The 22,019-nt window shown below is 65.7% G+C and carries 22 protein-coding genes and 4 tRNA genes; 21 read left to right on the forward strand and 5 right to left on the reverse strand.

The window, feature by feature from the left end; translation table 11 throughout:
* Positions 1–42: 42 nt before the first annotated feature.
* Complete coding sequence (locus HMPREF1137_RS00395) at positions 43–546, reverse strand: YajQ family cyclic di-GMP-binding protein (protein WP_007587567.1); 504 nt, start codon at positions 544–546, stop codon at positions 43–45.
* Between the two features lie 98 nt (positions 547–644).
* Here HMPREF1137_RS00395 and HMPREF1137_RS00400 point away from each other — a divergent pair.
* From HMPREF1137_RS00400 to HMPREF1137_RS00420, 5 genes are all read left to right on the forward strand, one after another.
* Positions 645–729, forward strand: a tRNA-Tyr gene (locus HMPREF1137_RS00400).
* 91 nt (positions 730–820) lie between these two features.
* Positions 821–893: transfer RNA gene (locus HMPREF1137_RS00405), tRNA-Thr, on the forward strand.
* A gap of 27 nt (positions 894–920) precedes the next feature.
* A tRNA-Met gene (locus HMPREF1137_RS00410) sits at positions 921–997 on the forward strand.
* 54 nt (positions 998–1,051) lie between these two features.
* Complete coding sequence (gene rpmG / locus HMPREF1137_RS00415; protein ID WP_003792256.1) at positions 1,052–1,222, forward strand: 50S ribosomal protein L33; 171 nt, start codon at positions 1,052–1,054, stop codon at positions 1,220–1,222.
* Positions 1,223–1,307: 85 nt separating this feature from the next.
* A complete protein-coding gene (locus HMPREF1137_RS00420; protein ID WP_007587564.1) occupies positions 1,308–2,324 on the forward strand; it encodes a sialidase family protein in 1,017 nt (338 codons plus the stop codon).
* Between the two features lie 59 nt (positions 2,325–2,383).
* Here the strand turns inward: HMPREF1137_RS00420 and HMPREF1137_RS00425 are convergent, their stop codons facing one another.
* Positions 2,384–3,043: a FadR/GntR family transcriptional regulator gene (locus HMPREF1137_RS00425; RefSeq protein ID WP_081493483.1), complete on the reverse strand. Its 660-nt coding sequence runs from the start codon at positions 3,041–3,043 to the stop codon at positions 2,384–2,386.
* A 172-nt stretch (positions 3,044–3,215) separates the two neighbouring features.
* On the opposite strand from HMPREF1137_RS00425, the gene HMPREF1137_RS00430 reads away from it, so the two are divergent.
* The 9 genes from HMPREF1137_RS00430 (at position 3,216) to HMPREF1137_RS00470 (ending at position 13,845) form a co-directional block, all read left to right on the forward strand.
* Entirely contained in the window at positions 3,216–4,790 is a 1,575-nt protein-coding gene (locus HMPREF1137_RS00430; protein WP_007587562.1) for an ABC transporter substrate-binding protein, read from the forward strand.
* A 118-nt stretch (positions 4,791–4,908) separates the two neighbouring features.
* Positions 4,909–5,862, forward strand: a complete 954-nt coding sequence (locus tag HMPREF1137_RS00435; protein WP_007587560.1) for an ABC transporter permease — start codon at positions 4,909–4,911, stop codon at positions 5,860–5,862.
* Between the two features lie 3 nt (positions 5,863–5,865).
* Entirely contained in the window at positions 5,866–7,923 is a 2,058-nt protein-coding gene (locus HMPREF1137_RS00440) for a dipeptide/oligopeptide/nickel ABC transporter permease/ATP-binding protein (protein ID WP_007587572.1), read from the forward strand.
* Positions 7,920–8,780: an ABC transporter ATP-binding protein gene (locus tag HMPREF1137_RS00445; protein WP_007587552.1), complete on the forward strand. Its 861-nt coding sequence runs from the start codon at positions 7,920–7,922 to the stop codon at positions 8,778–8,780. Before HMPREF1137_RS00440 ends, HMPREF1137_RS00445 begins: the two co-directional genes overlap by 4 nt.
* A gap of 2 nt (positions 8,781–8,782) precedes the next feature.
* The gene (locus HMPREF1137_RS00450) at positions 8,783–9,700 is read left to right on the forward strand and encodes a dihydrodipicolinate synthase family protein (protein WP_007587563.1); all 918 of its coding nucleotides are present in this window, start codon (positions 8,783–8,785) and stop codon (positions 9,698–9,700) included.
* Between the two features lie 107 nt (positions 9,701–9,807).
* Complete coding sequence (locus HMPREF1137_RS00455; protein WP_007587549.1) at positions 9,808–10,728, forward strand: ROK family protein; 921 nt, start codon at positions 9,808–9,810, stop codon at positions 10,726–10,728.
* Positions 10,729–10,737: 9 nt separating this feature from the next.
* Positions 10,738–11,412, forward strand: a complete 675-nt coding sequence (locus HMPREF1137_RS00460; protein ID WP_007587569.1) for an N-acetylmannosamine-6-phosphate 2-epimerase — start codon at positions 10,738–10,740, stop codon at positions 11,410–11,412.
* A 92-nt stretch (positions 11,413–11,504) separates the two neighbouring features.
* Positions 11,505–12,746: an MFS transporter gene (locus HMPREF1137_RS00465; protein ID WP_007587541.1), complete on the forward strand. Its 1,242-nt coding sequence runs from the start codon at positions 11,505–11,507 to the stop codon at positions 12,744–12,746.
* Positions 12,747–12,756: 10 nt separating this feature from the next.
* Positions 12,757–13,845: a UDP-N-acetylmuramate dehydrogenase gene (locus HMPREF1137_RS00470; protein ID WP_007587544.1), complete on the forward strand. Its 1,089-nt coding sequence runs from the start codon at positions 12,757–12,759 to the stop codon at positions 13,843–13,845.
* A 647-nt stretch (positions 13,846–14,492) separates the two neighbouring features.
* Here HMPREF1137_RS00470 and HMPREF1137_RS00475 read toward each other — a convergent pair.
* The 3 genes from HMPREF1137_RS00475 to HMPREF1137_RS00485 are packed head-to-tail and all read right to left on the reverse strand — an operon-like array spanning position 14,493 to position 17,590.
* Positions 14,493–15,572, reverse strand: coding sequence for an adenosine deaminase (locus HMPREF1137_RS00475; protein WP_007587556.1), 1,080 nt, complete (start codon positions 15,570–15,572; stop codon positions 14,493–14,495).
* A 3-nt stretch (positions 15,573–15,575) separates the two neighbouring features.
* A complete protein-coding gene (locus tag HMPREF1137_RS00480; protein ID WP_007587558.1) occupies positions 15,576–16,385 on the reverse strand; it encodes an alpha/beta hydrolase in 810 nt (269 codons plus the stop codon).
* Complete coding sequence (locus tag HMPREF1137_RS00485) at positions 16,385–17,590, reverse strand: pyridoxal phosphate-dependent aminotransferase (RefSeq protein WP_007587546.1); 1,206 nt, start codon at positions 17,588–17,590, stop codon at positions 16,385–16,387. Before HMPREF1137_RS00485 ends, HMPREF1137_RS00480 begins: the two co-directional genes overlap by 1 nt.
* A gap of 181 nt (positions 17,591–17,771) precedes the next feature.
* On the opposite strand from HMPREF1137_RS00485, the gene HMPREF1137_RS00490 reads away from it, so the two are divergent.
* The 7 genes from HMPREF1137_RS00490 to rplL all read left to right on the forward strand — a co-directional run bounded on the left by HMPREF1137_RS00490 (position 17,772) and on the right by rplL (position 21,866).
* A tRNA-Trp gene (locus HMPREF1137_RS00490) sits at positions 17,772–17,844 on the forward strand.
* Between the two features lie 35 nt (positions 17,845–17,879).
* Entirely contained in the window at positions 17,880–18,176 is a 297-nt protein-coding gene (gene secE, locus HMPREF1137_RS00495; protein WP_007587566.1) for a preprotein translocase subunit SecE, read from the forward strand.
* A 77-nt stretch (positions 18,177–18,253) separates the two neighbouring features.
* Positions 18,254–19,036: a transcription termination/antitermination protein NusG gene (nusG, locus tag HMPREF1137_RS00500; RefSeq protein WP_007587565.1), complete on the forward strand. Its 783-nt coding sequence runs from the start codon at positions 18,254–18,256 to the stop codon at positions 19,034–19,036.
* A 160-nt stretch (positions 19,037–19,196) separates the two neighbouring features.
* Positions 19,197–19,628: a 50S ribosomal protein L11 gene (gene rplK / locus HMPREF1137_RS00505; RefSeq protein ID WP_003792281.1), complete on the forward strand. Its 432-nt coding sequence runs from the start codon at positions 19,197–19,199 to the stop codon at positions 19,626–19,628.
* Between the two features lie 69 nt (positions 19,629–19,697).
* Positions 19,698–20,405 carry a 50S ribosomal protein L1 gene (rplA, locus tag HMPREF1137_RS00510; protein ID WP_003792282.1) on the forward strand — a complete coding sequence of 236 codons (708 nt, stop codon included), beginning with the start codon at positions 19,698–19,700 and terminating at the stop codon, positions 20,403–20,405.
* 463 nt (positions 20,406–20,868) lie between these two features.
* Positions 20,869–21,393 carry a 50S ribosomal protein L10 gene (gene rplJ / locus HMPREF1137_RS00515; RefSeq protein WP_007587554.1) on the forward strand — a complete coding sequence of 175 codons (525 nt, stop codon included), beginning with the start codon at positions 20,869–20,871 and terminating at the stop codon, positions 21,391–21,393.
* 92 nt (positions 21,394–21,485) lie between these two features.
* Positions 21,486–21,866 (forward strand): 50S ribosomal protein L7/L12, encoded by a 381-nt coding sequence (gene rplL, locus HMPREF1137_RS00520; RefSeq protein WP_003792291.1) that lies wholly within the window; start codon positions 21,486–21,488, stop codon positions 21,864–21,866.
* The last annotated feature ends 153 nt before the right edge of the window (positions 21,867–22,019 follow it).

Below are 22,019 nucleotides of genomic sequence, written 5' to 3' on the forward strand. Positions count from 1 at the left end.
GGCCGGAGACAACCGGCCACCCGCCCCGCAGTATCGCTGTGGTCAGCGGTAGTTCACGAACTGGAGTGCGACGTCCAGCTCCTCGCCCTTGGGGCCTTTGAGGAGGGCGATGACGGCCTGCAGGTCGTCGCGGGACTTCGAAGAAACGCGAAGTTCGTCACCCTGGATCTGCGCCTTGACGCCCTTGGGGCCTTCCTCGCGGATGAGCTTCGAAATCTTCTTCGCGGTGTCCTGAGGGATGCCTTCCTTGAGCGGGCATGCGAGCTTGAACAGCTTGCCCGAGGCCTTGGGCTCGCGGTCCTTGTAGTCGAGGACCTTGAGGGACAGGCCGCGGCGAATCAGCTTGGACTGCAGCACGTCGAGGATTGCCATGACGCGGGAGGCGGAATTCGCTTCCATTGCGATCGTGTCGCCGCTGAGGGAAATGGCGGCGTCGACACCGCGGAAGTCGTAGCGGTTGGCGATCTCCTTGGCGGTCTGGTTGACAGCGTTGTCGACCTCCTGGCGGTCGAGCTTGGAGACAACGTCGAAGGAGGAGTCTGCCATGGATGCACCTTTCGTTGGAATTTAGCCAATCGTCGTTCCGATTGGCGCTCGGAACCATTTTAATGCTATTCTTTCACGGCACCGCGAGAGCGGCGCATGGCAGGTTACCAAAGCGGCCAAATGGATCTGACTGTAAATCAGACGCTTCGTGCTTCGGGGGTTCGAATCCCTCACCTGCCACCACTCGCTGGTTTCAGTGAGTAACGCCTGTGATGTCATTCTCAGGCTCCGGGATTGCTTCGGCGCTCGGAGATGAGATAGGCTTTCCGGCGTTGCCCCGATAGCTCAGTAGGCAGAGCGTCTCCATGGTAAGGAGAAGGTCAAGGGTTCGATTCCCTTTCGGGGCTCCGGTCGCGGATTTATCCGCTTCCGGCGGCGGGGTAGCTCAGCTGGTCAGAGCGCACGACTCATAATCGTGAGGTCGCGGGTTCGAGCCCCGCCCCCGCTACCAATTCTTTGATCCGACAGGTCGCGTGAGCGACGAAACTAAGCGAGGGAAACAACCGTGGCAAGCAAGTCCCAGGACGTTCGCCCCAAGATCACTCTGGCCTGCTCGGAGTGCAAGGAGCGCAACTACATCACCAAGAAGAACCGTCGTAACACGCCGGATCGTCTCGAGCTGGCGAAGTACTGCCCGCGCTGCCACAAGTCGACGGCGCACCGCGAGACCCGCTGACGGCTTCCGTCTCAAAGCCCCGAGGAACACCAGTTCCTCGGGGTTCTTTGTATCTGCGCGCGTCTGCCTTTGTTATCCTGGGCACATGACTGACTCCGTTGATTTCCGCTGTATCGTCGCCCCGAAGGGGGCGGGCGAGGTGCGCATCCCCGGCCTCGTGACGCTCGTGGACGAGCGCATGGTGTTGTTTTTTGACGAGCGGCCGGCCCCGGCCTCGGGCACGGGATCTGACTTTAACGGGCTGACGATGGCCTCGGATCTGCCGAATCCGAACCGCATCCTGTGGATGGTGCGCGAGGGGGCGGGGCAGTGGAGTGAGCCGCACCCGCTTCCGGCCGGCGGCCCGCCCGTCTCCTCGGACGCGTGCGTCGGCGTGGATGGTGACGGGCTTCTGCATCTGGCGTTTGCGTCGACGGATGGGCGCGTCGGATACATGGATTCTCGTGCTGATGGCGAGCGCCTGCGCGCCTGGTGGGCGTGGGGGAGTGGTCCCGAAGATCTTGCGTATGCGGACGTAACCGACGAGCTGTACGAGCTCACGGGTGCCGATGCGCTGTTTGCGACGTCTGGAGGTACCGTCTCGGTTGACGGTGCAGTCGCGCTGCCCTACGTCGTGCGTGTGGGGGATGCGACGCACGTGCGCGTCGTCTATGCGCGCGCAGGCCGACTTGTCGGCGCGGCGGATCCTCTCGTGGGGGATGGGGGCGCGCTCCTCGACGAGACGACGCTCGGTGTGTGGGACGGTCGCCTCGTCGCGAACTGCCGGATCCAGGGCTTTGAAGGGCGCGGCTCCGGTGCGCGCTACCTTGCGTGGGGAGATGGGCACAGCTGGGAGGGTGGGTGCCTATGGGAGCTCGATGACCCGGGCTGCAATGCGCGTATGGTCGGCGATCTGTTCGTGCATCCCGGTCGGCGCGACGCGCGGGCCGGTGGCGAGATTCTCCGTGTGAGCGCGCCGTGGGAGGGGCCAGTTGTCTCCCAGGCCGTCGCTTCCTTCGGGGATGGAGTCTTTGGCTACAGCGATTTCATGTCCGCTGGGGACGAGGCCGTGGTGGTCTTCGAGCGCGACCGCGGCCTGTGGGAGGCTGCGATGCGTCGCTAAGTGGATACAGAAAACCCGGTGCGTGTGCCCCCACAACGCTCCGGGTTTTTCTGTGTGCTCTAGCGACCTTCGATGATCGCGAGGAGTGGGGCGTAGTGTGCGTCGACTGCCGCGGTGTATGCCTCGACGTCTCCGGCTTCACACGCCCGCAGGATGGCCGCGTGGGCCTCGGCCGTGTCTTCCATCTCCTGGCGTGACGCTGCGGCTAGCTGGGGAGTGACACTCTGGTGGACGAGCCACATGGCGCCCACGAGCTGCTGCATGAGCTCGTTGTTGATGTAGGCCAGCAGGCCGGAGTGGAACGCGATGTCCGGCTCCAGGTAGGTCGAACCCGAGTGCGCGTATTCGGTCATCGCCTCGACGAGCTCCCACAGGTGCGGGTTCGTGGTTCCCTTCATGGCGCGGGTGAGCGGAACCGCGATCCCGAGGTCGAGGGCGCGGCGCGTATCGATGATCGCGTGCAGAGACTGCGCACCGTTGATCTCGTCGAGGGCGGCGCGCAAAACGAGCGTCTCGACGAGCGGCTGCATGGACATTTCTCCCACGTAGGAACCCGAGCCTTGACGGACCGTCACGATGTCGAGAGCCTGGAGGCGACGTAATGCTTCTCTCACAGAGGAGCGTGAAACGCCAAGGTCGGCGCATAGTGCCGATTCTGTGGGGAGGCGGTCACCAGGATGTAATCCATGTCGCAAAATGTAGGACTTGATCGCATCCATCGTTACCGAGGATCTCGAGTCAATCGATGTCGGTACGGATCGGTTCTGATTGGTTCCTGAGGGCGATGGGGGTGATATCGCTTGCATTAATTTGTCAGACAACATAGAATAAGTATAGCGAGCGGAACAACAGAACCGCACGTCCCAATTCTCGAAGATGAGGAGCGAGAACATGCGAATGCGCAAACACTTCGCAACTGGCGCTGCACTGACCGCAGCTGCCGCCATGATCCTGACCGCGTGCGGCGGCGGATCGTCCACCAGCACCACGTCGACCGACGGCGGCTCGAAGGCTTCCGAAGGACCGAAGGGTATGATCACCGCCGGTGTCGCCTACGAGACCACCGATTACGGCCCAATCACCACCTCGGCTCTCGGCATGGGTGCGAACTGGCAGGTCCTTGAGGGCCTGTACCGTTTCAACATGGCCGACTACTCCGTCAGCCCCGCGCTGGCCGCCGGTGACCCGGAGAAGATCTCCGACACCGAGTACGAGGTGAAGCTGCGCGACGGCGCGAAGTTCTCCGACGGCACCCCCGTGACCGCCGCCGACTTCGTGGCCTCCTACGAGCGCGCGACCTCCGAGAAGTCGATCTACCGTCAGTTCTTCACCTTCGTCGATTCCGTCGAAGCCAAGGACGACAACACCATCACGATCAAGCTGAAGCACCCCTTCGCCAACCTGAAGGAGCGCTTCGTCAACGTCCGCGTTGTCCCCGCGTCGATGGACGAAGACTCGCTCAAGGCGAAGCCGATCGGTACCGGCCCCTACAAGTACGAGAACATCACGGCGACCGAGATCACCGCTGTTCCGAACGAGAACTACACCGGCAACGAGCCCGCGAAGGTTGCCACCCTCAAGTGGCAGTCCCTCAAGGATGACTCCGCCCGCCTCGCCGCCGCCATCGGTGGCACGATTGACGTCATGGAAGCCGTTCCCGCCTCCGCGCAGGATCAGCTCAAGGGCGCTGGGTGGAACGTTGAGTCCAAGCCCGGCTACGGCAACCCCTTCCTGATGTTCAACACGCAGAAGGCTCCCTTCGACAAGCCCGAGGTTCGCCGCGCGATCCTCAAGGCTGTCGACAAGCAGAAGCTGATCAGCTCCGCGCTTGAGGGTCAGGCCGTTGAGGCGACCTCCTTCCTGCCCGAGGCGAACCCCGCCTACAAGAAGCCTTCGACCGATCTGTCCTACGACAAGGATGCCGCCGCCAAGCTCCTGAGCGACGCTGGCGTCTCCGGCCTCGAGGTCAACCTGGTGTCGACGGACCACCCGTGGGTCCTCTCCCTGGTTCCCCAGATCAAGTCCGACCTGGAGGCCCTGGGCCTGAAGGTCAACCACACGCAGATGGCTTCGTCTGACCTCTACGCCAACGTCACCGACGTTGACAACCCCACCTACGACATCGTCCTGGCCCCCGGCGACCCCTCGGTCTTCGGCACCGACCCCGGCATCATCATCTCCTGGTGGAACGGTGACAACGTCTGGACCAAGAAGCGTGACGGCTGGCAGGCCTCGGACCCCGAGTCCTTCAACAAGCTGCAGTCCATCATGGACGAGGCCGTTCAGCTCGACGGTGACGCCGCCAAGGCCAAGTGGGGCGAGGCTCAGGATCTGCTCGCCGAGAAGACCGTGATCTTCCCGCTCGTGTTCCGCAACATGATCACCGGCTCCAACCCCCAGAAGGTGGAAGGATTCCAGGCGATCTCCTCCACCGGCCTGCAGCTGCTGGGTGTGAGCGCTAAGTAAGTCCCCTCGAGGGACCACAAGAGAGGAGGGGTGGAGCCCCGCCCTGAGGCAGACGCCACAGTCGGGCGCCACCCCTCCTTTCTTATTGCCAAAATCCGTTGAAAATGGAGGTCTAGCAGTGAATAACCTTCTGCGACTCATCGGACGACGTTTGGTGGCTCTGCCGATCATGGTGGTCGGCGTGTCCTTCCTCGTCTTCTTCATCATGTCGCTGTCTCCGATTGACCCCGCCTACTCGGCACTGGGTGAGACCGCGACCCCCGAAGCTCTCGAAGAGTACCGTGTGCAGCACGGTCTCAACGACCCCTTCTTCGTTCAGTACGGTCACTACCTGTGGAACATGCTCCACGGTGACCTCGGCACCTACGGCGTTGGCACGTCCAACCACGTGACCGATCTGGTTGCTCAGGCTCTTCCGATTACCCTGCAGCTCACCTTCCTCGGCCTGTTCTTCGCCGTCATCATCGCTTTCCCCCTCGGTGTTCTCGCCGCTCTGTACCGCGACCGCTGGCCCGACCAGGTCATCCGCGTGTTCTCGGTCATCGGCATCGGCACCCCGTCCTTCTGGCTGGCAGCGCTGCTGGTCCTGGGATTTGTTCAGAAGCTTCCGGTCTCCGGCCCGCTGCCTGCGTTCAGCGAAGATCCGAGCGGCTGGTTCCTGCGGATGCTCCTTCCGGCTATCGCCCTGGCAGTTCCCGTCATTGGTCAGATGACGCGAGTCGTGCGTACCTCAATGGTTGAGGAACTGGATCGCGACTACGTCCGCACCGCGGTTGGCGCCGGTATCCCGAAGAACATCGTCGTGGCCCGCAACGTGCTGCGTAACGCGCTCATCACGCCCGTGACCGTCCTCGGCCTGCGCATCGGCTACCTGATGGGTGGCGCGGTCGTCATCGAAATTATCTTCTCCATCGATGGAATGGGTAAGGCGGTCCTGCTCAAGGGCATCCAGGAAAACTGGGTCACCCTGGTGCAGGGTGGCGCGCTCGTCGTCGCGATCGCGTTCATCGTCGTCAACATCATCGTTGACATGCTCTACCTGCTCATCAATCCGCGTATTAGGTCGGTGTGAGGCATGAATCAGAAAGAAAAGCTCGGCAAGGTCACCGCGAAGGGCGCACGTTTCTCGCGTATCGGTGCGATGTCCACCGGATCGAAGATCGCGATGGGCATCCTTGCCCTCATCGTCCTCGTCTCGATCCTGGCGCCCTACGTTTCTCCCTACGGTCCCGATGACATCTTCGACAAGTGGAGTGCCCCGTCCGGCGAGCACCTGTTCGGAACCGACCACGTCGGCCGTGACATCTTCGCTCGCGTCCTGTACGGCGGACGTTTCTCGCTGATGATCGGTCTGTGCTCGACCCTGATCGCCCTCTTCTTCGGCGCGATCATCGGCTCGATTGCAGCGGTCGTGCGCAAGTCCTTCTCCGAAGCGATCATGCGCGTCATGGACATCGTGATGGCGGTGCCCGGTATCGCCATGGCGGCCGTTTCGGTCCTGGTCTTCGGGCGCACGCTGTCCAAGTCCGGCAACACCTTCGGCCTGGTCGTCGTCATCATCTGCTCGATTGCATTCGTGTACATCCCGCAGCTGTCGCGCATCGTTCGCGCGAACGTGATGGCCGCCTACGGTGAGGACTACGTCCGCGCGGTGATCGTCTCCGGCGCCCGCGCCCCCTGGATCCTCACCAAGCACGTCATGCGCAACACGGCCGCCCCGGTGCTCGTGTTCGCGACCGTCCTCGTCGCCGACGCGATCATCCTCGAGGCCTCCCTGACCTTCATCGGTTCGGGCCTCCAGGCGACCACCGTGGCCACGTGGGGCAACGTCCTGTCCGAGGCCTCGTCGAACCTGTCGGTTCTGCTGGGCAAGTGGTGGACCGCGTTCTTCCCGGGCCTGTTCATCATGATCACGGTCCTGTGCCTCAACATCCTGTCTGAGGGCATCACCGACGCCATGGTGGCGGCTCCCGCGTCTGCGGCCGTCGCTCAGGTCGACAAGGACACCGACCGCGAGGCCGACAAGCTCCTGCTCGACCCGCGTCGCGCCTACGCCGAGCAGGCCGAGTCCCTGCAGGCCCGCCTCGACGACCTCGCGTCCGTCGAAGGCAAGCGCACCGACCGCTTCGAGGCACACCTGGAGAAGACCCCGCTGCTCGAGGTCAACGACCTGTGCATCAAGTTCGAGCGTCACGGCAACGTCAACGTCGTCGACCACGTCTCCTTCAAGGTCCGCCCCGGCGAGACCATGGGCCTCGTGGGCGAGTCCGGCTGCGGTAAGTCGATCACGGCCCTGACCATCATGGGCCTCATCGACCCCAAGGCTGAGATCACGGGCGAAATCCTCTACCAGGGTGAGAACCTGCTCGAGAAGTCGGGTGAGGAGCGCCGCGCGCTGCTCGGCCACGAGATGGCGATGATCTATCAGGACGCCCTGTCGTCGCTGAACCCCGCCATGCTGATCAAGGCTCAGATGAAGCAGCTGACCAGCCGCGGCGGCACCCGCAGTGCCGAGGAACTCCTCGAGCTCGTGGGCCTGGATCCCAAGCGCACCCTCGAGTCCTACCCGCACGAGCTCTCGGGCGGCCAGCGCCAGCGTGTTCTCATCGCCATGGCCCTGACACGCGACCCGAAGCTCATCATCGCGGACGAGCCGACCACCGCCCTGGACGTCACCGTCCAGAAGCAGGTCATCGCACTGCTCAACGAGCTGCGCGAGAAGCTCGGCTTCGCCATGATCTTCGTGTCCCACGACCTGGCGCTCGTCGCCGAGGTGGCACACCACATCACCGTCATGTACGCCGGCCAGGTCATCGAGCAGGCCCCCACCAAGGAACTGCTCACGCACCCGACCCACGAGTACACGCGCGGCCTGCTGGGCGCCGTCCTCTCGATCGAGTCCGGCTCCGGCCGCCTCCACCAGGTCCCCGGCACGGTGCCCTCGCCTCGCGACTTCCCAGTGGGTGACCGTTTCGCACCGCGGTCCTCGCACCCCGATTACGGACTGGACATCCGCCCGGTCCTCACCGAGGTCGGTCCCGAGCACGTGTACGCGGCTCTGCCGCCCCGCGACGAGGTTCTCGTGGCGAGCGAGACCATCATCATCGAAGAAGGTCAGGAGGAGGCGCGATGAGCCCCGAAACTCTGATTGTCGAAACCGAGACGATGATCGCCACATCCGAAGCTCCGATCATCGAACTGAAGAACGTCGAGGTGACCTTCACCTCGCGTACCGGCTCCCTGTTCAAGCCCAACAAGGTCCACGCGGTGCGTGGCGTCAACATGCGCATCGAGCGCGGACAGACGCTCGGCATCGTCGGCGAGTCCGGCTGTGGCAAGTCCACGACCGCGAACGTCATGTGCGGCCTGCAGATGCCGTCCGCCGGCCAGGTGTTCTTCAATGGCAAGGAGGTCACGAAGCGCAGCGCCGCCGCCCGCCGGGAGATCGGTCGCGTCGTCTCCGTGGTCTTCCAGGACCCCGCGACGGCCCTGAACCCCCGCATGCACGTCCAGGATCAGCTCGCTGACCCGCTGCGCGTGCACGGCATTGGCGACGAGGCCTCGCGAGCCAAGCGTGTGCGCGAACTGATCTCGCTCGTAGGCCTGCCCTCGAGCGCACTCGACGCGCTTCCCGGACAGCTCTCGGGTGGCCAGCGCCAGCGCGTGGCCATCGCCCGAGCCCTGTCCATCGGCCCGGATGCGATCATCGCAGACGAGCCCACCTCCGCACTCGACGTGTCGGTGCGAGCACAGATCCTGAACCTGCTCACGGACCTCAAGAAGGAACTGGGCCTGGCGATGGTCTTCATCTCGCACGACATTCAGACCGTGCGCTACGTGTCTGACCGGATCGCCGTCATGAACGGCGGCAAGGTCGTCGAAGAAGGGCCGGCCGCACAGCTGCTCGCCGACCCGGAGGACCCATACACCCGCAAGCTTCTGGGCGCCGCGCCTTCGCTGCTGCACCCCAACCTCGAAGGAGAGAAGTAATTATGTCTTCGAAGATCCGCGGCGTCGTGCCGCCCCTGGCCATTCCGCTCAAGGACGGCGAGCTTGACGTCCCCTCGCTCGAGCGTCACATCAACCGCCTGATCGAGGCCGGCCTCGACGGCCTGTTCGTGTCCGGCTCCACCGGTGAGGTCGCCTTCTCGACCGCCGAGCGCCGCGCCCAGATCCAGCGAGAAGCCGTGCGTATCGTCGACGGCCGCATTCCGCTCCTGGTCGGCGTCATCGACACCGAGACCGAGCGCGTCATCGAGAACATCAAGGCCGTGGAAGAGATCGGCGGCGCCACGGGCGTCGTCGCGACCGCCCCGTTCTACGCCCTCGGCGGCGAGACCGAGGTCGAGCGCCACTTCCGCATCCTCAAGGAGAACACCAGCCTCGAGCTGTGGGCCTACGACATCCCCGTGTGCGTGCACACGAAGCTGTCGCCCGATCTGCTCATGCGCCTGGGCCGCGATGGTGTCATCGACGGTGTCAAGGACTCCTCCGGCGACGACGTCGCGTTCCGCTGGCTGTGCCTGGCGAACGAGGCCGCCGGCCACCCGATGCAGCTGCTCACCGGCCACGAGGTCGTCGTCGACGGCGCCTACATGTCCGGCGCGGACGGCTCCGTTCCCGGCCTGGCCAACGTGGACCCCGAGGGCTACGTGCGCCAGTGGCAGGCCTACGAGCGCCGCGACTGGGAGGCCGTGCGCACCGAGCAGGACCGCCTCGCGGAGCTCATGCGCATCGTCCAGGTGAAGGGCGTGCAGGGCTTCGGTGCGGGCGTCGGCGCCTTCAAGGCCGCCCTGTACCTGCTCGGCGTCTTCGATTCGCCCGAGATGCCGCGCCCCGTCGCCGCCCTTGAGGGTGACAACATGGAGCATGTCGCGTCCGTGCTGCGCGCGGTCGACCTGCTCTCCTGATGCGTCGACGAGGCCGGGGCAGTTCCGTTTCGCATATTGCGCGCCTTCGGGTGCGCGCCCCGGCCTCGTCGATTTTCTTATACCCCTGACTTTTCGTAAGGATCCTCATGACTACGCTCCTTGCCCTCGACATCGGTGGCACCAAGGTCGGGTGGGGCATCGTCGAGGCCGGTGATACCTACGAGGTCACCGAGCGCGGATCGATCCCCACCGACGCGATGCGCGGCGGAGCGGACGTGGCGGCTCGCATTTGCGATCTCGCCTCGTCCCTGGTCGCTTCTCACCCGCAGGTCGCGGGTGTTGCCGTCGCCAGCGCCGGCGTCGTCGACCCGTCGACCGGCGACATCGTCTCCGCGACGGGCACGATGCCCGGCTGGGGAGGAACCCCTCTCGGCGCTTTGCTTCAGGAGGCAACCGGCCTGAAGGTGCGCGTCCTCAACGACGTGCACGCGCACGGCTTGGGCGAGGCCACGCTTGGCGCCGGTCAGCCCTACCGCACCGTCCTGTCGATCGCCGTCGGCACCGGAATCGGCGGCGCCCTCGTCGAAGACCGCCAGGTCTCCTTCGGGTCGCGCGGCATCGCCGGACACGTGGGCCACATCCACCACCACTTCGCCCCCGACATGACGTGCTCGTGTGGCCGCAAGGGACACATCGAGTCCTTCTGCTCCGGCTCGGGTATCACGGCCTGGTACGACTCGCTGCGCGGCGAGTCCGACCCCGAGGTCGACGGCGGGCGCGCCCTGCAGGAGCTTGCCGAATCCGGCAACGCCCTGGCCGCCGCCTGTTTCTCCCGCTCCGCGTTCGCGCTCGGCGAGGCCACGGCCTCGTTGGTCAACTGCGTGGACCCGGCCGTCGTCATCCTCTCCGGGTCCATGACCCGCTCCGGGGACATCTGGTGGGACGCCCTGCGCGAAGGCTTCGCGGCCTCCGCGATGACGCCCGTCGCCGACACCCCCATCCTCGTTGGTTCCCTGGGCGGCGACGCGCCGCTGCTCGGAGCCGTTTCCTTCTTCCTGCACGCATAGGAGTTCACCATGCACCCGCTTATCGCAAACCTGAAGGGCAAGCTCATCGTCTCCGTCCAGGCGTACCCGGGCGAGCCCATGCGCCACCCCGAGACGATGGCGCAAATCGCCCGCGCCGCCGAGATCGGTGGCGCCGCCGCCATCCGCTGCCAGGGCCTGTCCGACATTTCCGCGATCAAGGGACGCGTCGACGTGCCCGTGATCGGCCTGTGGAAGGAAGGCCACGAGGGCGTGTACATCACCCCCTCGCTGCGCCACGCCCGCGCCTGCGTCATGGCCGGCTCTGACATCGTTGCCCTGGATGCGACGGGCCGCCCGCGCCTCGACGGCCTGAGCTTCGCGGAGACCGTTGCGGCCCTGCGCGAGGACGGCACCCTCGTCATGGCTGACTGCGGCTCCTTCGAGGACGCCCAGCGCGCCGTCGACGCCGGCGTGGACATCGTCTCCACGACCCTGGCCGGCTACACGGGTGACCGCGTCAAGACCGACGGCCCCGACCTGGAGCTGCTGCGCGAGGTCGTCGCCGCATTCCCGGACGTCCCCGTGATCTGCGAGGGCCGCGTCCACACGCCCGAGCAGGCCGCAGCCGCCATCGAGGCGGGCGCCTTCGCTGTCATCGTCGGTACCGCCATCACGCACCCCACGTCCATCACGACGTGGTTCAAGGCGGCCGTGGAGGGCTGATCCTTTCGCTGTTGGGACAGTGCGCGGGCGGGTGATCAACACCCGCCCGCGCACTGCGTTTTTCTCCCGGGAATGCGCGTATATTACCCAGCATGTCTGTCCCGTACTCTCGCGCTCACGCCGCCCTTCGCGCTACCGGCATCGTCTACGTGTGCCTCGGTTTCGGCACATCCGCGTGGCTCTCGCGCCTGCCCGACGTGCGCGACGACCTCGGGCTGACACCGGCGACGATCGGCACGATGCTGCTCATCGCCTCCCTCGGCTCCTTGCTGACCCTGCCGACATCCGGCCCGATCGTGACGAAGATCGGCGCGCGGGCCTCGGGCCGCATCGGCGTGCTCATCTGGGCTCTCGGCATCGTCTGCGCGGGCATCGGCGCGCTCAACGTGTCGATCCCGCTGGCCACCATCGGCCTCGTGCTCCTGGCCGCCGGCAACGGCCTGTGGGGCGCGACCATGAACATCGAGGCGGGTCTCGTGCAGGCGGCCGTGCGTCGCACCGTCGTGCCCATCATCCAGGCGATGTACGCGGTCGGCATGCTGGGAGGCGCGCTCCTCGGCGCGCTCGCCGCCCAGATGGGGCTGCCCCTCGGCGCCCACCTCTTCGGCCTGGCCGCGCTCGAGCTTCTCGCCTGCGGCACTGCTGTCGGCTTCTACCTGACGAAGGACGAGGTCGCAGCCCTCGCACCCGCGCAGGACAAGGGCGACGGGGGAGAGGCCTCGTCGAACAAGGCGAAGGGCCTCACCCGGATCGCCTGGCGCGAGAAGCAGACCGTGCTTATCGCCCTCATGGTCATGAGCGCGGGCCTCATGGAGGGCGCGGCGAACGACTGGCTGAACCTGTCCATGGTGGACGGCTACGGATACTCGACCGCGGCGGCCTCGGCGGCCTTCGCGTTCTTCCTGCTCATGATGACGATCGTGCGTTTCGCGTCCCCGCGCCTCGAGGCCCGCCTGGGCTCTCCCATGCTGCTGCGCATCACCTTTACCGGCGCGGTCGTGGGCCTGCTGCTCGTGGCCTTCGCGCCGCACCACCTGTTCGCGGTCGCGGGCATCGCCCTGTGGGGCATCGGATCGGCCCTCGGCTTCCCCCTGGGCATTTCGGCACTCTCCGTCGACCCCGTGATGACGCCCGCGCGCGTCTCGGTGCTGTCGACCGTCAACTACGGCGCGGCCCTCATCGGCCCGCCGCTCCTCGGCCTCATCGCCGACCATATCGGCTACCACCGTGCGCTGGCCTTCGTGGCTCTGCCGGTCCTCCTCGCGATTGTCCTCGCCGGGCAGGTGCCCGACCGCCGCGGGATGAAGCACACGGACCTCGCCTTCGGCGACTAGGCTTAGGGGCATGACGACCCTTGCTGATCTGACGACTCTGCGCGTGGGCGGGCCCATCGCCGAGTACGTGCGCGTTTCTACGACTGATGCCCTCGTCGAGGCTGTCGCCGCGGCCGACGCCGCCGGAGGCCCGCTCCTCGTCGTGGGTGGAGGGTCAAACCTGCTGGCCTCCGACGCCCCCTTCGAGGGCACGGTCGTCGACGTGCAGCCCTTCGGTGAGGTCGCCTCGATCATCCACGAGGACCCCGCCGGATCTGTCGTCGTGCGCGCCGGCGCGGGCACGGTCTGGGATGCTTTCGTCTCCTGGACACTGTCTGAGGGGCTCTGCGGCCTCGAGGCGCTCTCCGGCATCCCCGGGACGGTCGGCGCCTCCCCGGTGCAGAACGTGGGTGCCTACGGCCACGAGGTTTCCGAGACCATCGAGAGCGTCGAGGCCTACGACCGTCTGACGGGCATCGTTGTGCGCCTGCTGCCCTCTGACCTCGGCTTCGCCTACCGCTCCTCGGCGATCAAGCGCAGCGTCGGCGAGCCCGGCCTGGGCGACCGCCCCTGGGGGCCGACCGGCCGCTGGGTGGTCCTCTCCGTGGACTTCCGCCTCGAGCGCTCGCCCCTGAGCGCCCCCGTCATGTACGCCGAGCTGGCGCGCCGCCTCGGCGTCGAGGCCGGGGAGCGCGCCGACGCGTCCCTGGTCCGCTCCACCGTCCTGGATCTGCGCAGCGGCAAGGGCATGGTCCTGGACGCGGAGGATCACGACACGTGGAGCGCCGGTTCCTTCTTCACGAACCCGATCCTGCCCGAGGCCGTGGCCGCCTCCCTGCCCGAGGGCGTGCCTCGCTTTAGCGCGGGGGAGGGCCTCGTCAAGACGAGCGCGGCCTGGCTCATCGATCACGCGGGCTGCTCCAAGGGCTTCCACCTGCCCGAGGCCGGGGACCCGCCGCGCGCGTCCCTGTCCACCAAGCACGTGCTGGCCCTGACGAACCGCGGCGGCGCGACGGGTGCCGACATCGAGGCCCTGGCCCGCGCCGTGCGCGAGCGGGTCTTTGAGGCATTCGGGGTGACCCTGGTGCCCGAGCCGGTCACGGTCGGCATCGCCTGGTAGCGGGTGCATCATCCGGTAGCGGGTCACGGTCGGCGTCGCCTGGTAGACGGTCCCCCGGTCGTTGCGTGCAGCGCCCGTTGTTGGCATCTTTCCGGAGATCCCACAGAAGGACCTCCACAAATTTCGCATGCAATTCCCCGTCGGGTGTCTTGAAGTATGCGTCGAAAACCGCAGAATATCAACGTTCTGGTTTCAATGTTTGAAAGAGACGTGGGGGAATTGCATGCGAAATTGTGGGAGAACTGTGCTGCAGCCTGCGCTCGCGGATCCGTTACGCGGATAGGTTGTCATGATCCGGATAGGTTATTCGCATCCGGATAGGTTAATAACCTATCCGGATCTTCGTAACCTATCCGCGTGTTCGTAACCTATCCGCGTGTTCATAACCTATCCGGATGCGAACCATCGGTCGCCAAGGCTTGTGCCTCCCCAAATTTCGCATGCAATTCCCGGGAGTGCGTTCTGTCGCACCCCTCGAAAACCGCAGAATATCAATGTTTTGGTTTCAATGTTTGAAAGAAGCGTGGGGGAATTGCATGCGAAATTGTCCGGGTGCGTGGAATGTTGCGTGCCTTGAGAGCTATTTGGCATGCGATTTGGGCGTATGAGTCCCATGACAGCGCTACGCCGCGAGCCCTACGACAGCGCTACGCCACGGGCGCCGCGAGCCAGGCATCGATGTCGGCCTTCCAGGCCGCCTTGCGCGTCGGTGAGGCCAGCGACGCGTCAATAGAGGAGCGCGCCAGGTCTGCCAGGGCCTCGTCGGACAGCCCGAACACGTCGCGCGCGACCTCGTACTGTGCGACCAGGCGCGAACGGAACAGCAGCGGGTCGTCGGCAGCCAGCGCAATACGAGCACCGGCAGACAACAGAATCGGCAGCGGCACCTGCGAGAAGTCCGTATACACGCCCAGGTGCACGTTCGACGTCGGGCACACCTCCAGGGCGATGCCCGCATCCACGACGGCCTTCAGCAGATCCGGGTCCTCGCTGGTGCGCACCCCGTGCCCGAGGCGGGCGGGCGCCAAAGTAGACACGACCTCGCGCACGGAGGACGGGCCCAGGAGCTCACCGCCGTGCGGAACGCCCACGAGCCCGGCGCGGCGCGCGATGCGGAACGCCGGAGCAAACGACGCCGTGGAGCCCACGCGCTCGTCGTTCGACAGGCCAAATCCGACGACCTCGCCGGGGCCATCCCCAGCGAACGACGCGGCCAGGCGCGCGAGCGTGCGCGCATCCAACGGGTGCTTCATGCGTGACGCCGCGACGATCACCCCGATATCGACGCCGGTATCGCGCGAGGCGGAGCGGGCCTCGTCGATGATGATCTCCAGGGCCGGGGTGATGCCGCCAACGTAGGGCGCGTAGGACGTGGGGTCGGCCTGGATCTCCATGCGCACCGAGCCCTCGGCGGCGTCGTCCTCGGCGGCCTCGCGGATCAGGCGGCGCATCGCGGCCTCGGAGCGCACGAGGTGACGCGCGGAGTCGTAGGCGCGCTGGAAACGGAACCAGCCGCGCCCGTCGGCCGGCATGGAGGCCGCGTCGATGTGCAGCAGGTGAGGGGGGAGGCGCACGCCCTGCGTGCGTGCCATCTCCACCATCGTGGTGGGCCGCATGGCACCCGTGAAATGCAGGTGCAGGTGCGCCTTGGGGAGGGTCGCGAGGTCACGCCTGCCCGGTGGGGTGGGGCGCGGAGCCGTCAGGTTAGGGACAGCGGGCGCTTCCACGGCCTAGTGCTCCCCGAGCCAGATGATGATGTCGCGGATCAGGCCGGGGCCCTCGGGTTCGTTGAGGAGCTCGTGGTAGGCGCCGTCGACGATACGCAGGTGGATGTCGGCGTCCGGGTGTGCCGCGCGTGCACCGCGCACGAGCTCGCGCGAACCGCGCAGGTCCGCCATCATGTCGCCCGACCCGTGCATGACGAGCGTCGGCGAGGCCAGGCGGCCGGCGCGCGCGATGACCTCGTCGCCCTGAATGATCATGGTCGCGCCCGTCAGGATCGGCACGCCGCCCTTGTAGGTCAGCGGATCCGCGTCGAAGTCGCGCTGGACCTGCGGGTCGCGCGATAGGGGAGAGACCTCCATGTCGGACGCGCCCTTCGCCACGACGAGGCCGGGGCGCAGCCTGGCGATCGGCAGCAGCCTGCGCGCCTGGGACGGGGAGACGTGGGGGAGGGGACGCAGCGCGGGCGCGGACAGGACCGTGCCGCGCAGCCGCGTCGGGTCGAGGATCGTGGAGGCGGCCGCGATGATGCCGCCCATCGAGTGTCCGAACAGGAACAGGTCCGGTGTGCGCGCGTGCGCGAGGGTCGCCCGGCGCGCGTCGCCGAAGTCACGGATCAGCGCGCCCACGTCCACGCGGGCGCGGGGACCCTCGGAGGTCCCGTGACCCGCGTGGTCGTAGTAGGCGACGTCGTAACCGGCGCGGGTGAGCGCGGAGCGCAGGTGGGCGTAGCGCCCGCAGTGTTCCGCGTACCCGTGGGCGAGGAGGACCGTCCCGAGGGGGGCCTCCTGCGCTGTCCGTTCGAACGAGACGTGCATCAGGCGAAGAGCTCCTGCACGCGGGTGATGCCCTCGACGAGGTCGTCGTCGGCCAGGGCGTAGGAGAAGCGCAGGAAGCCGGAGGGGCCGAAGGCCTCGCCCGGGACCGCCGCGACCTCGACCTCGTCGAGGATCAGGTCGGCGAGCTCGCCCGACGTGTTGGCCACGCGGCCGCGGATCTCGCGGCCCAGCAGACGTTCGACGGAGGGGTAGACGTAGAACGCGCCCTTGGGCGTGGGAACGTCGAAGCCGTCGATCTGGCGCAGCATGTCAACGATGAGGCGGCGGCGACGGTCGAAGGCGATGCGCATCTCGTCCACCGCATCCAGGGAGCCGGACACGGCGGCGCGCGCGGCCTCCTGGGCGACGTTGTTGACGTTGGAGGTCAGGTGCGACTGGAAGGACAGAGCGGCCTTGATGACGTCGGAGGGGCCGATCATCCAGCCCACTCGCCAGCCGGTCATCGCGTAGGTCTTGGCAACGCCGTTGAGGATCACGGACTGGTTAGCCAGCTCGGGCACCAGCTTGACGATGTGCGCGCTCTGCGCGTCCTCGTACAGCAGGTGCTCGTAGATCTCATCCGAGATGACCCAGATGCCGTGCTCGAGGGCCCACTGGCCGATCGCGGTCAGCTCCTCGGGCGTGTAGACGCTGCCCGTCGGGTTGGACGGCGAGCACATGAGGAGGACCTTCGTGCGCGGCGTGCGCGCGGCCTCGAGCTGCTCGACGGTCACCTTGTAGTCCTGGTCGGCGCCCGCGAACACCTCGACGGGGGTTGCGCCGGCGAGCTTGACGACCTCGGGGTACGTGGTCCAGTACGGGGTCGGCAGGATGGCCTCGTCGCCGGGGCCGAGCAGCGCGGCGAACGCCTGGAAGACGGCCTGCTTGCCGCCGTTGGTGACGACGATGTCGGCGGGGGAGACCTCGTAGCCGGAGTCGCGCAGGGTCTTTTCTGCGATGGCCTCGCGCAGCGCCGGGAGGCCGGCGGCGGGCGTGTAGCGGTGCATCGCGGGGTTGCGCGCGGCCTTGACGGCGGCCTCGACAATGTAGTCGGGCGTGGCGAAGTCGGGTTCGCCGGCGCCGAAGCCGATCACAGGGCGGCCGGCGGCCTTGAGGGCCTTGGCCTTCGCGTCCACGGCCAGGGTCGCGGACGGCGTGATGGCGTTGAAACGATCAGAGACACGGGTGCGAGGAGTATTGGTCACCCCTCCATGGTCCCACGTCGCGCGCGCGTGTGGCGGAGAGCGCACACGATGCGTGCGTGGGCTACCTCTCATTTACGAGGTCGGGGCTGGTATTACGCGGCATGCGACCCGCCGGCGCGCATCTCGGTTGGACAAAGCGCCGCCTTATCCACTAATGTTCGTCAGGCAGGTTTTCCTGCGTAGGGCAGTGGCGCAATTGGTAGCGCACCGGTCTCCAAAACCGGCGGTTGTGGGTTCGAGTCCCGCCTGCCCTGCGGATTAGGCTGATCATTTTCGTAGGAGGATTCCCATGGCCGATCGTGTTGCCTCGGATGCTGAATCCTCGCGCCGAGATCGCACTAAGAATGAGGCGACCCGCAAGCGTAGCGAGGCTGCCAAGGAGCAGAACAAGCGCCCCGGTTTCTTCGGTGGCATCTGGCTCTTCTTCAAGCAGGTCATTGACGAAATGAAGAAGGTCACCTACCCCACGGGATCCGAAACCTGGACCTACTTCCTCGTCGTCGTTGTGTTTGTCGCCGCAATCATGCTTTTCGCTGGCCTACTCGACTTCGGATTCGGTAAGCTAAGTGCATTGATCTTCGGCTGAGACCGACGAACCCGCCCGCAGGACACTGCAGGCGGGTTTCTTCTACGGTCCGGCCCCATTTGCAGGAGGGAAACGCCGTGAGCGACGAAAACTACACCGAGGAACAGGCCTTCGAGGAGCACCAGGAAGAGGTCCAGCAGGAGACCGCCGAGGCGCTGGCAGACGGAGCCGCCCAGGAAATCGTTGACGAGGTGGCCGAGGAGGTCGCCGAGAAGGAAACCGAATCTGACGACGAGGCCCCGGCCTCGTCCGAAGAGGAAGCGATCGCCAAGCTGCGCCGCAAGCTCTACATGTCCCCCGGCGACTGGTACGTCATCCACACCTACTCCGGCCACGAGCGCAAGGTGAAGGCGAACCTCGAGCAGCGCATCACCACGCAGAACATGGAAGACTACATCTTCGCCGTCGAGGTTCCGGACGAGTACGTCATGGAGTACCGCGGCAACGCGAAGAAGCGCGTGCGCCACGTGCGTATCCCCGGCTACGCGATCGTCTGCATGGACTTCAACGAGGCCTCGTACCGCGTCGTCAAGGAAACCCCCGCCGTTACCGGCTTCGTGGGCGACCAGCACAACCCCGTGCCGCTCTCGATCGACGAGGTCGTCATGCTCCTGACGCCCAACGTCCTCGAGGAAGCCGCCGAGGCCGCCAAGGATCAGCCCGCACCCGTCCAGGTCGTCCAGACCCAGTTCGAGGTCGGCGAGATCGTCACCGTCACCGACGGACCTTTCGAGACCATGTCGGCCACGATCTCCGAGATCATGCCCGAGACTCAGAAGCTCAAGGTCCTCGTCACCATCTTCGAGCGCGAGACGCCGCTCGAGCTCGGCTTCGACCAGGTGGAGAAGCTCGAGCAGTGACATCACGCACCCGGACTTGGGATCAAGCCCGGAATCGCGTTATGATTCACTTTTGTGTGCGTAGGGCGCACTATGCCCACTGAAACCCAGTGAGCAGCGCCAAACGCTCCGCCCTGACCGACACCCGTCGGCCAGAACTTCAGAAGAAAGACCCGCATTCATGGCACCGAAGAAGAAGGTCACCGGCCTGATCAAGCTTCAGATCGCAGCCGGCGCCGCTACCCCCGCACCGCCCGTCGGCCCCGCTCTGGGCCAGCACGGCGTGAACATCGTTGAGTTCACCAAGGCTTACAACGCGGCCACCGAGTCGCAGCGTGGAAACATCATCCCCGTTGAGATCACTGTCTACGAGGATCGTTCCTTCACGTTCGTCCTCAAGACGCCGCCCGCCGCTGAGCTCATCAAGAAGGCTGCTGGCATCCAGAAGGGTTCCGGCACCCCCAACACCGTCAAGGTTGGTTCGATCACGATGGATCAGGCTCGCGAAATCGGCCAGTCCAAGATGGCTGACCTCAACGCCAACGATGTCGAGGCTGCTGCCAAGATCATCGCCGGCACCGCCCGCTCCATGGGCATCAACGTCGAGGGTTGACCTCAACCAACCCCCCCGTGGTAGGGCAGGCGCTGCCCGACACCCACGACTGCAAGGAGAAGAAGCAGAATGACCAAGCGCTCCAAGAGCTACCGCGCAGCGGCCGAGAAGGTCCACGCGGACGTGCTGTACACCCCCTTCGAGGCCATGAAGCTGGCCAAGGAGACCACCGTCACCAAGTTCGACTCGACCGTTGAGGTCGTCTTCCGACTGGGTGTCGACCCCCGCCAGGCGGACCAGATGGTCCGTGGCACCGTTTCCCTGCCGCACGGCACCGGCAAGACCGCCCGGGTCTTGGTCTTCGCCGTTGGTCCGCGCGCTCAGGAAGCGATCGACGCAGGCGCCGACGAGGTCGGCGGCGACGAGCTCATCGAGAAGGTTGCCAAGGGCTACACCGACTTCGATGTTGCCGTTGCTACCCCCGACCTCATGGGCAAGGTTGGCCGCCTCGGCCGCGTCCTCGGCCCCCGTGGCCTCATGCCGAACCCCAAGACGGGCACCGTGACCATGGACGTCGCGAAGGCCGTCAAGGAGATTAAGGGTGGTCGTATCGAGTTCCGCGTCGACAAGCACGCCAACCTGGCGTTCATCGTCGGCAAGGCCTCCTTCACCGCCGAGCAGCTGACCGAGAACTACGCCGCCGTCCTGGACGAGGTGCTGCGTCTCAAGCCCACCTCCTCGAAGGGCCGCTACCTGCTCAAGGGCGCCGTCGCCACGACGATGGGCCCCGGCATCCCGCTGGATGTCACCAAGGTCAAGGACCTCATCGAGAAGTGAGCCTCGCTCGCTGATCAAGCATCCGGGTCCCCGCGCAGCACTGCTGCGCGGGGCCCCGCCTTTTGTATCTGACCTTCATCCTTTCCCAAAAATGTCGCACGTAATTCCCTTGCGAGTCCTTCAGGTTTTGAAATCGGATTGGCAGGATCAAGCGGTTTTTCGGGTGTCTATAAGAATTTAGGGTGCCCAAATTACGTGCGACTTGGTGCTGTGGCTGATCTTTCCGGTGTTAGTGAGGGGGATCGCAACCCCGGCCTCATCTGTGATGCTCGCCCCGTTGCTTGCGTGCACATGCCCGCCCTGTTAAGCTAATCCGTGCCGAAGACCGTTGGTGTCCACGCTAGTGGAGGAAAATCCAACGCAGGTGAGTGAGCAGCCTTGCGCTGCAATCGAGCGTATGCCCGACACGATCCTGCGTGTCGGGTTTTTTCTTACCTACGGTCACGTATCTGGAAGGAGGACCATGGCGAAGTCCGACAAGGTGGCAGCAGTTGCCGAGCTCGTGGAGCGTTTCCGCGCAGCCGACGCTGTCCTGCTGACCGAGTACCGCGGCCTGACCGTCGGCCAGCTGAAGCAGCTGCGTCGCGGCCTGGGCGAGAACGCGACCTACGCCGTGGCAAAGAACACGCTGGCGCGCCTGGCGGCCAAGGAGGTCGGTCTCGACTTCCTGGCTGAGGACCTCAAGGGTCCCACGGCCATCGCTTTCGTCTCCGGCGAGCCCGTTGAGGCCGCCAAGACCCTGCGTGATTTTGCTAAGGACAACCCCGCCCTCGTGCTGAAGTCCGGCGCGATGGACGGCGCTCAGCTGAGCGCCGAGGCTGTCAAGAAGCTTGCCGATCTCGAGTCCCGCGAGGTCCTGCTGGCCAAGGCCGCAGGCGTCCTCAAGGCCAAGATTGGTCAGGCGGCGTTCGCATTCAACGCTCTGCCCGTCAAGGCAGTGCGCACCATCGATGCTCTGCGCGAGAAGCAGCAGGGCGAGGCGGCCTGACGAGACAGGCCATGTTCCACGCCGCCACCCCGGCTGCGTGAAACTACCCAACAATCTGCACTCGTGCAGGCCAATTAGGAAGGATGCCACTCATGGCTAAGCTCTCCAATGACGAGCTCATCGCAGCTTTCAAGGAAATGACCCTCATCGAGCTCTCCGACTTCGTGAAGCTCTTCGAGGAGACCTTCGACGTTGAGGCCGCTGCCCCCGCAGCCGTCGCCGTTGCCGCCCCGGCCGCCGACGCCCCCGCCGCCGAAGAGAAGGACGAGTTCGAGGTCGTCCTCGAGTCCGCCGGTGACAAGAAGATCGCCGTCGTCAAGGTCGTCAAGAACCTGGCCGGCCTGGGCCTCAAGGAAGCCAAGGACCTGGTTGACTCCGCGCCCTCCACCATCTTCCCCGCCGCGAAGAAGGAAGACGCCGAGAAGGCCAAGGCTGAGATCGAAGAGGCCGGCGGCAAGGTCACCCTTAAGTGACTTTCCCCGTCTGAATCGTTCAGACTTCTCCACCCGACTGGGTGGGCGATACCCCGTCCCGCATCTGCGGGGCGGGGTTTCCGCGTGTCTGGTCCGGGCTGCTGGTTGTGCCCGTGGGCGGCGGCTTCCTAGGTTTGTTGCTTGTGGCCCCAC

The sequence above is a fragment of the Actinomyces sp. ICM39 genome, assembly GCF_000282935.1.
In the GTDB taxonomy this organism is placed as follows: domain Bacteria; phylum Actinomycetota; class Actinomycetes; order Actinomycetales; family Actinomycetaceae; genus Pauljensenia; species Pauljensenia odontolytica_B.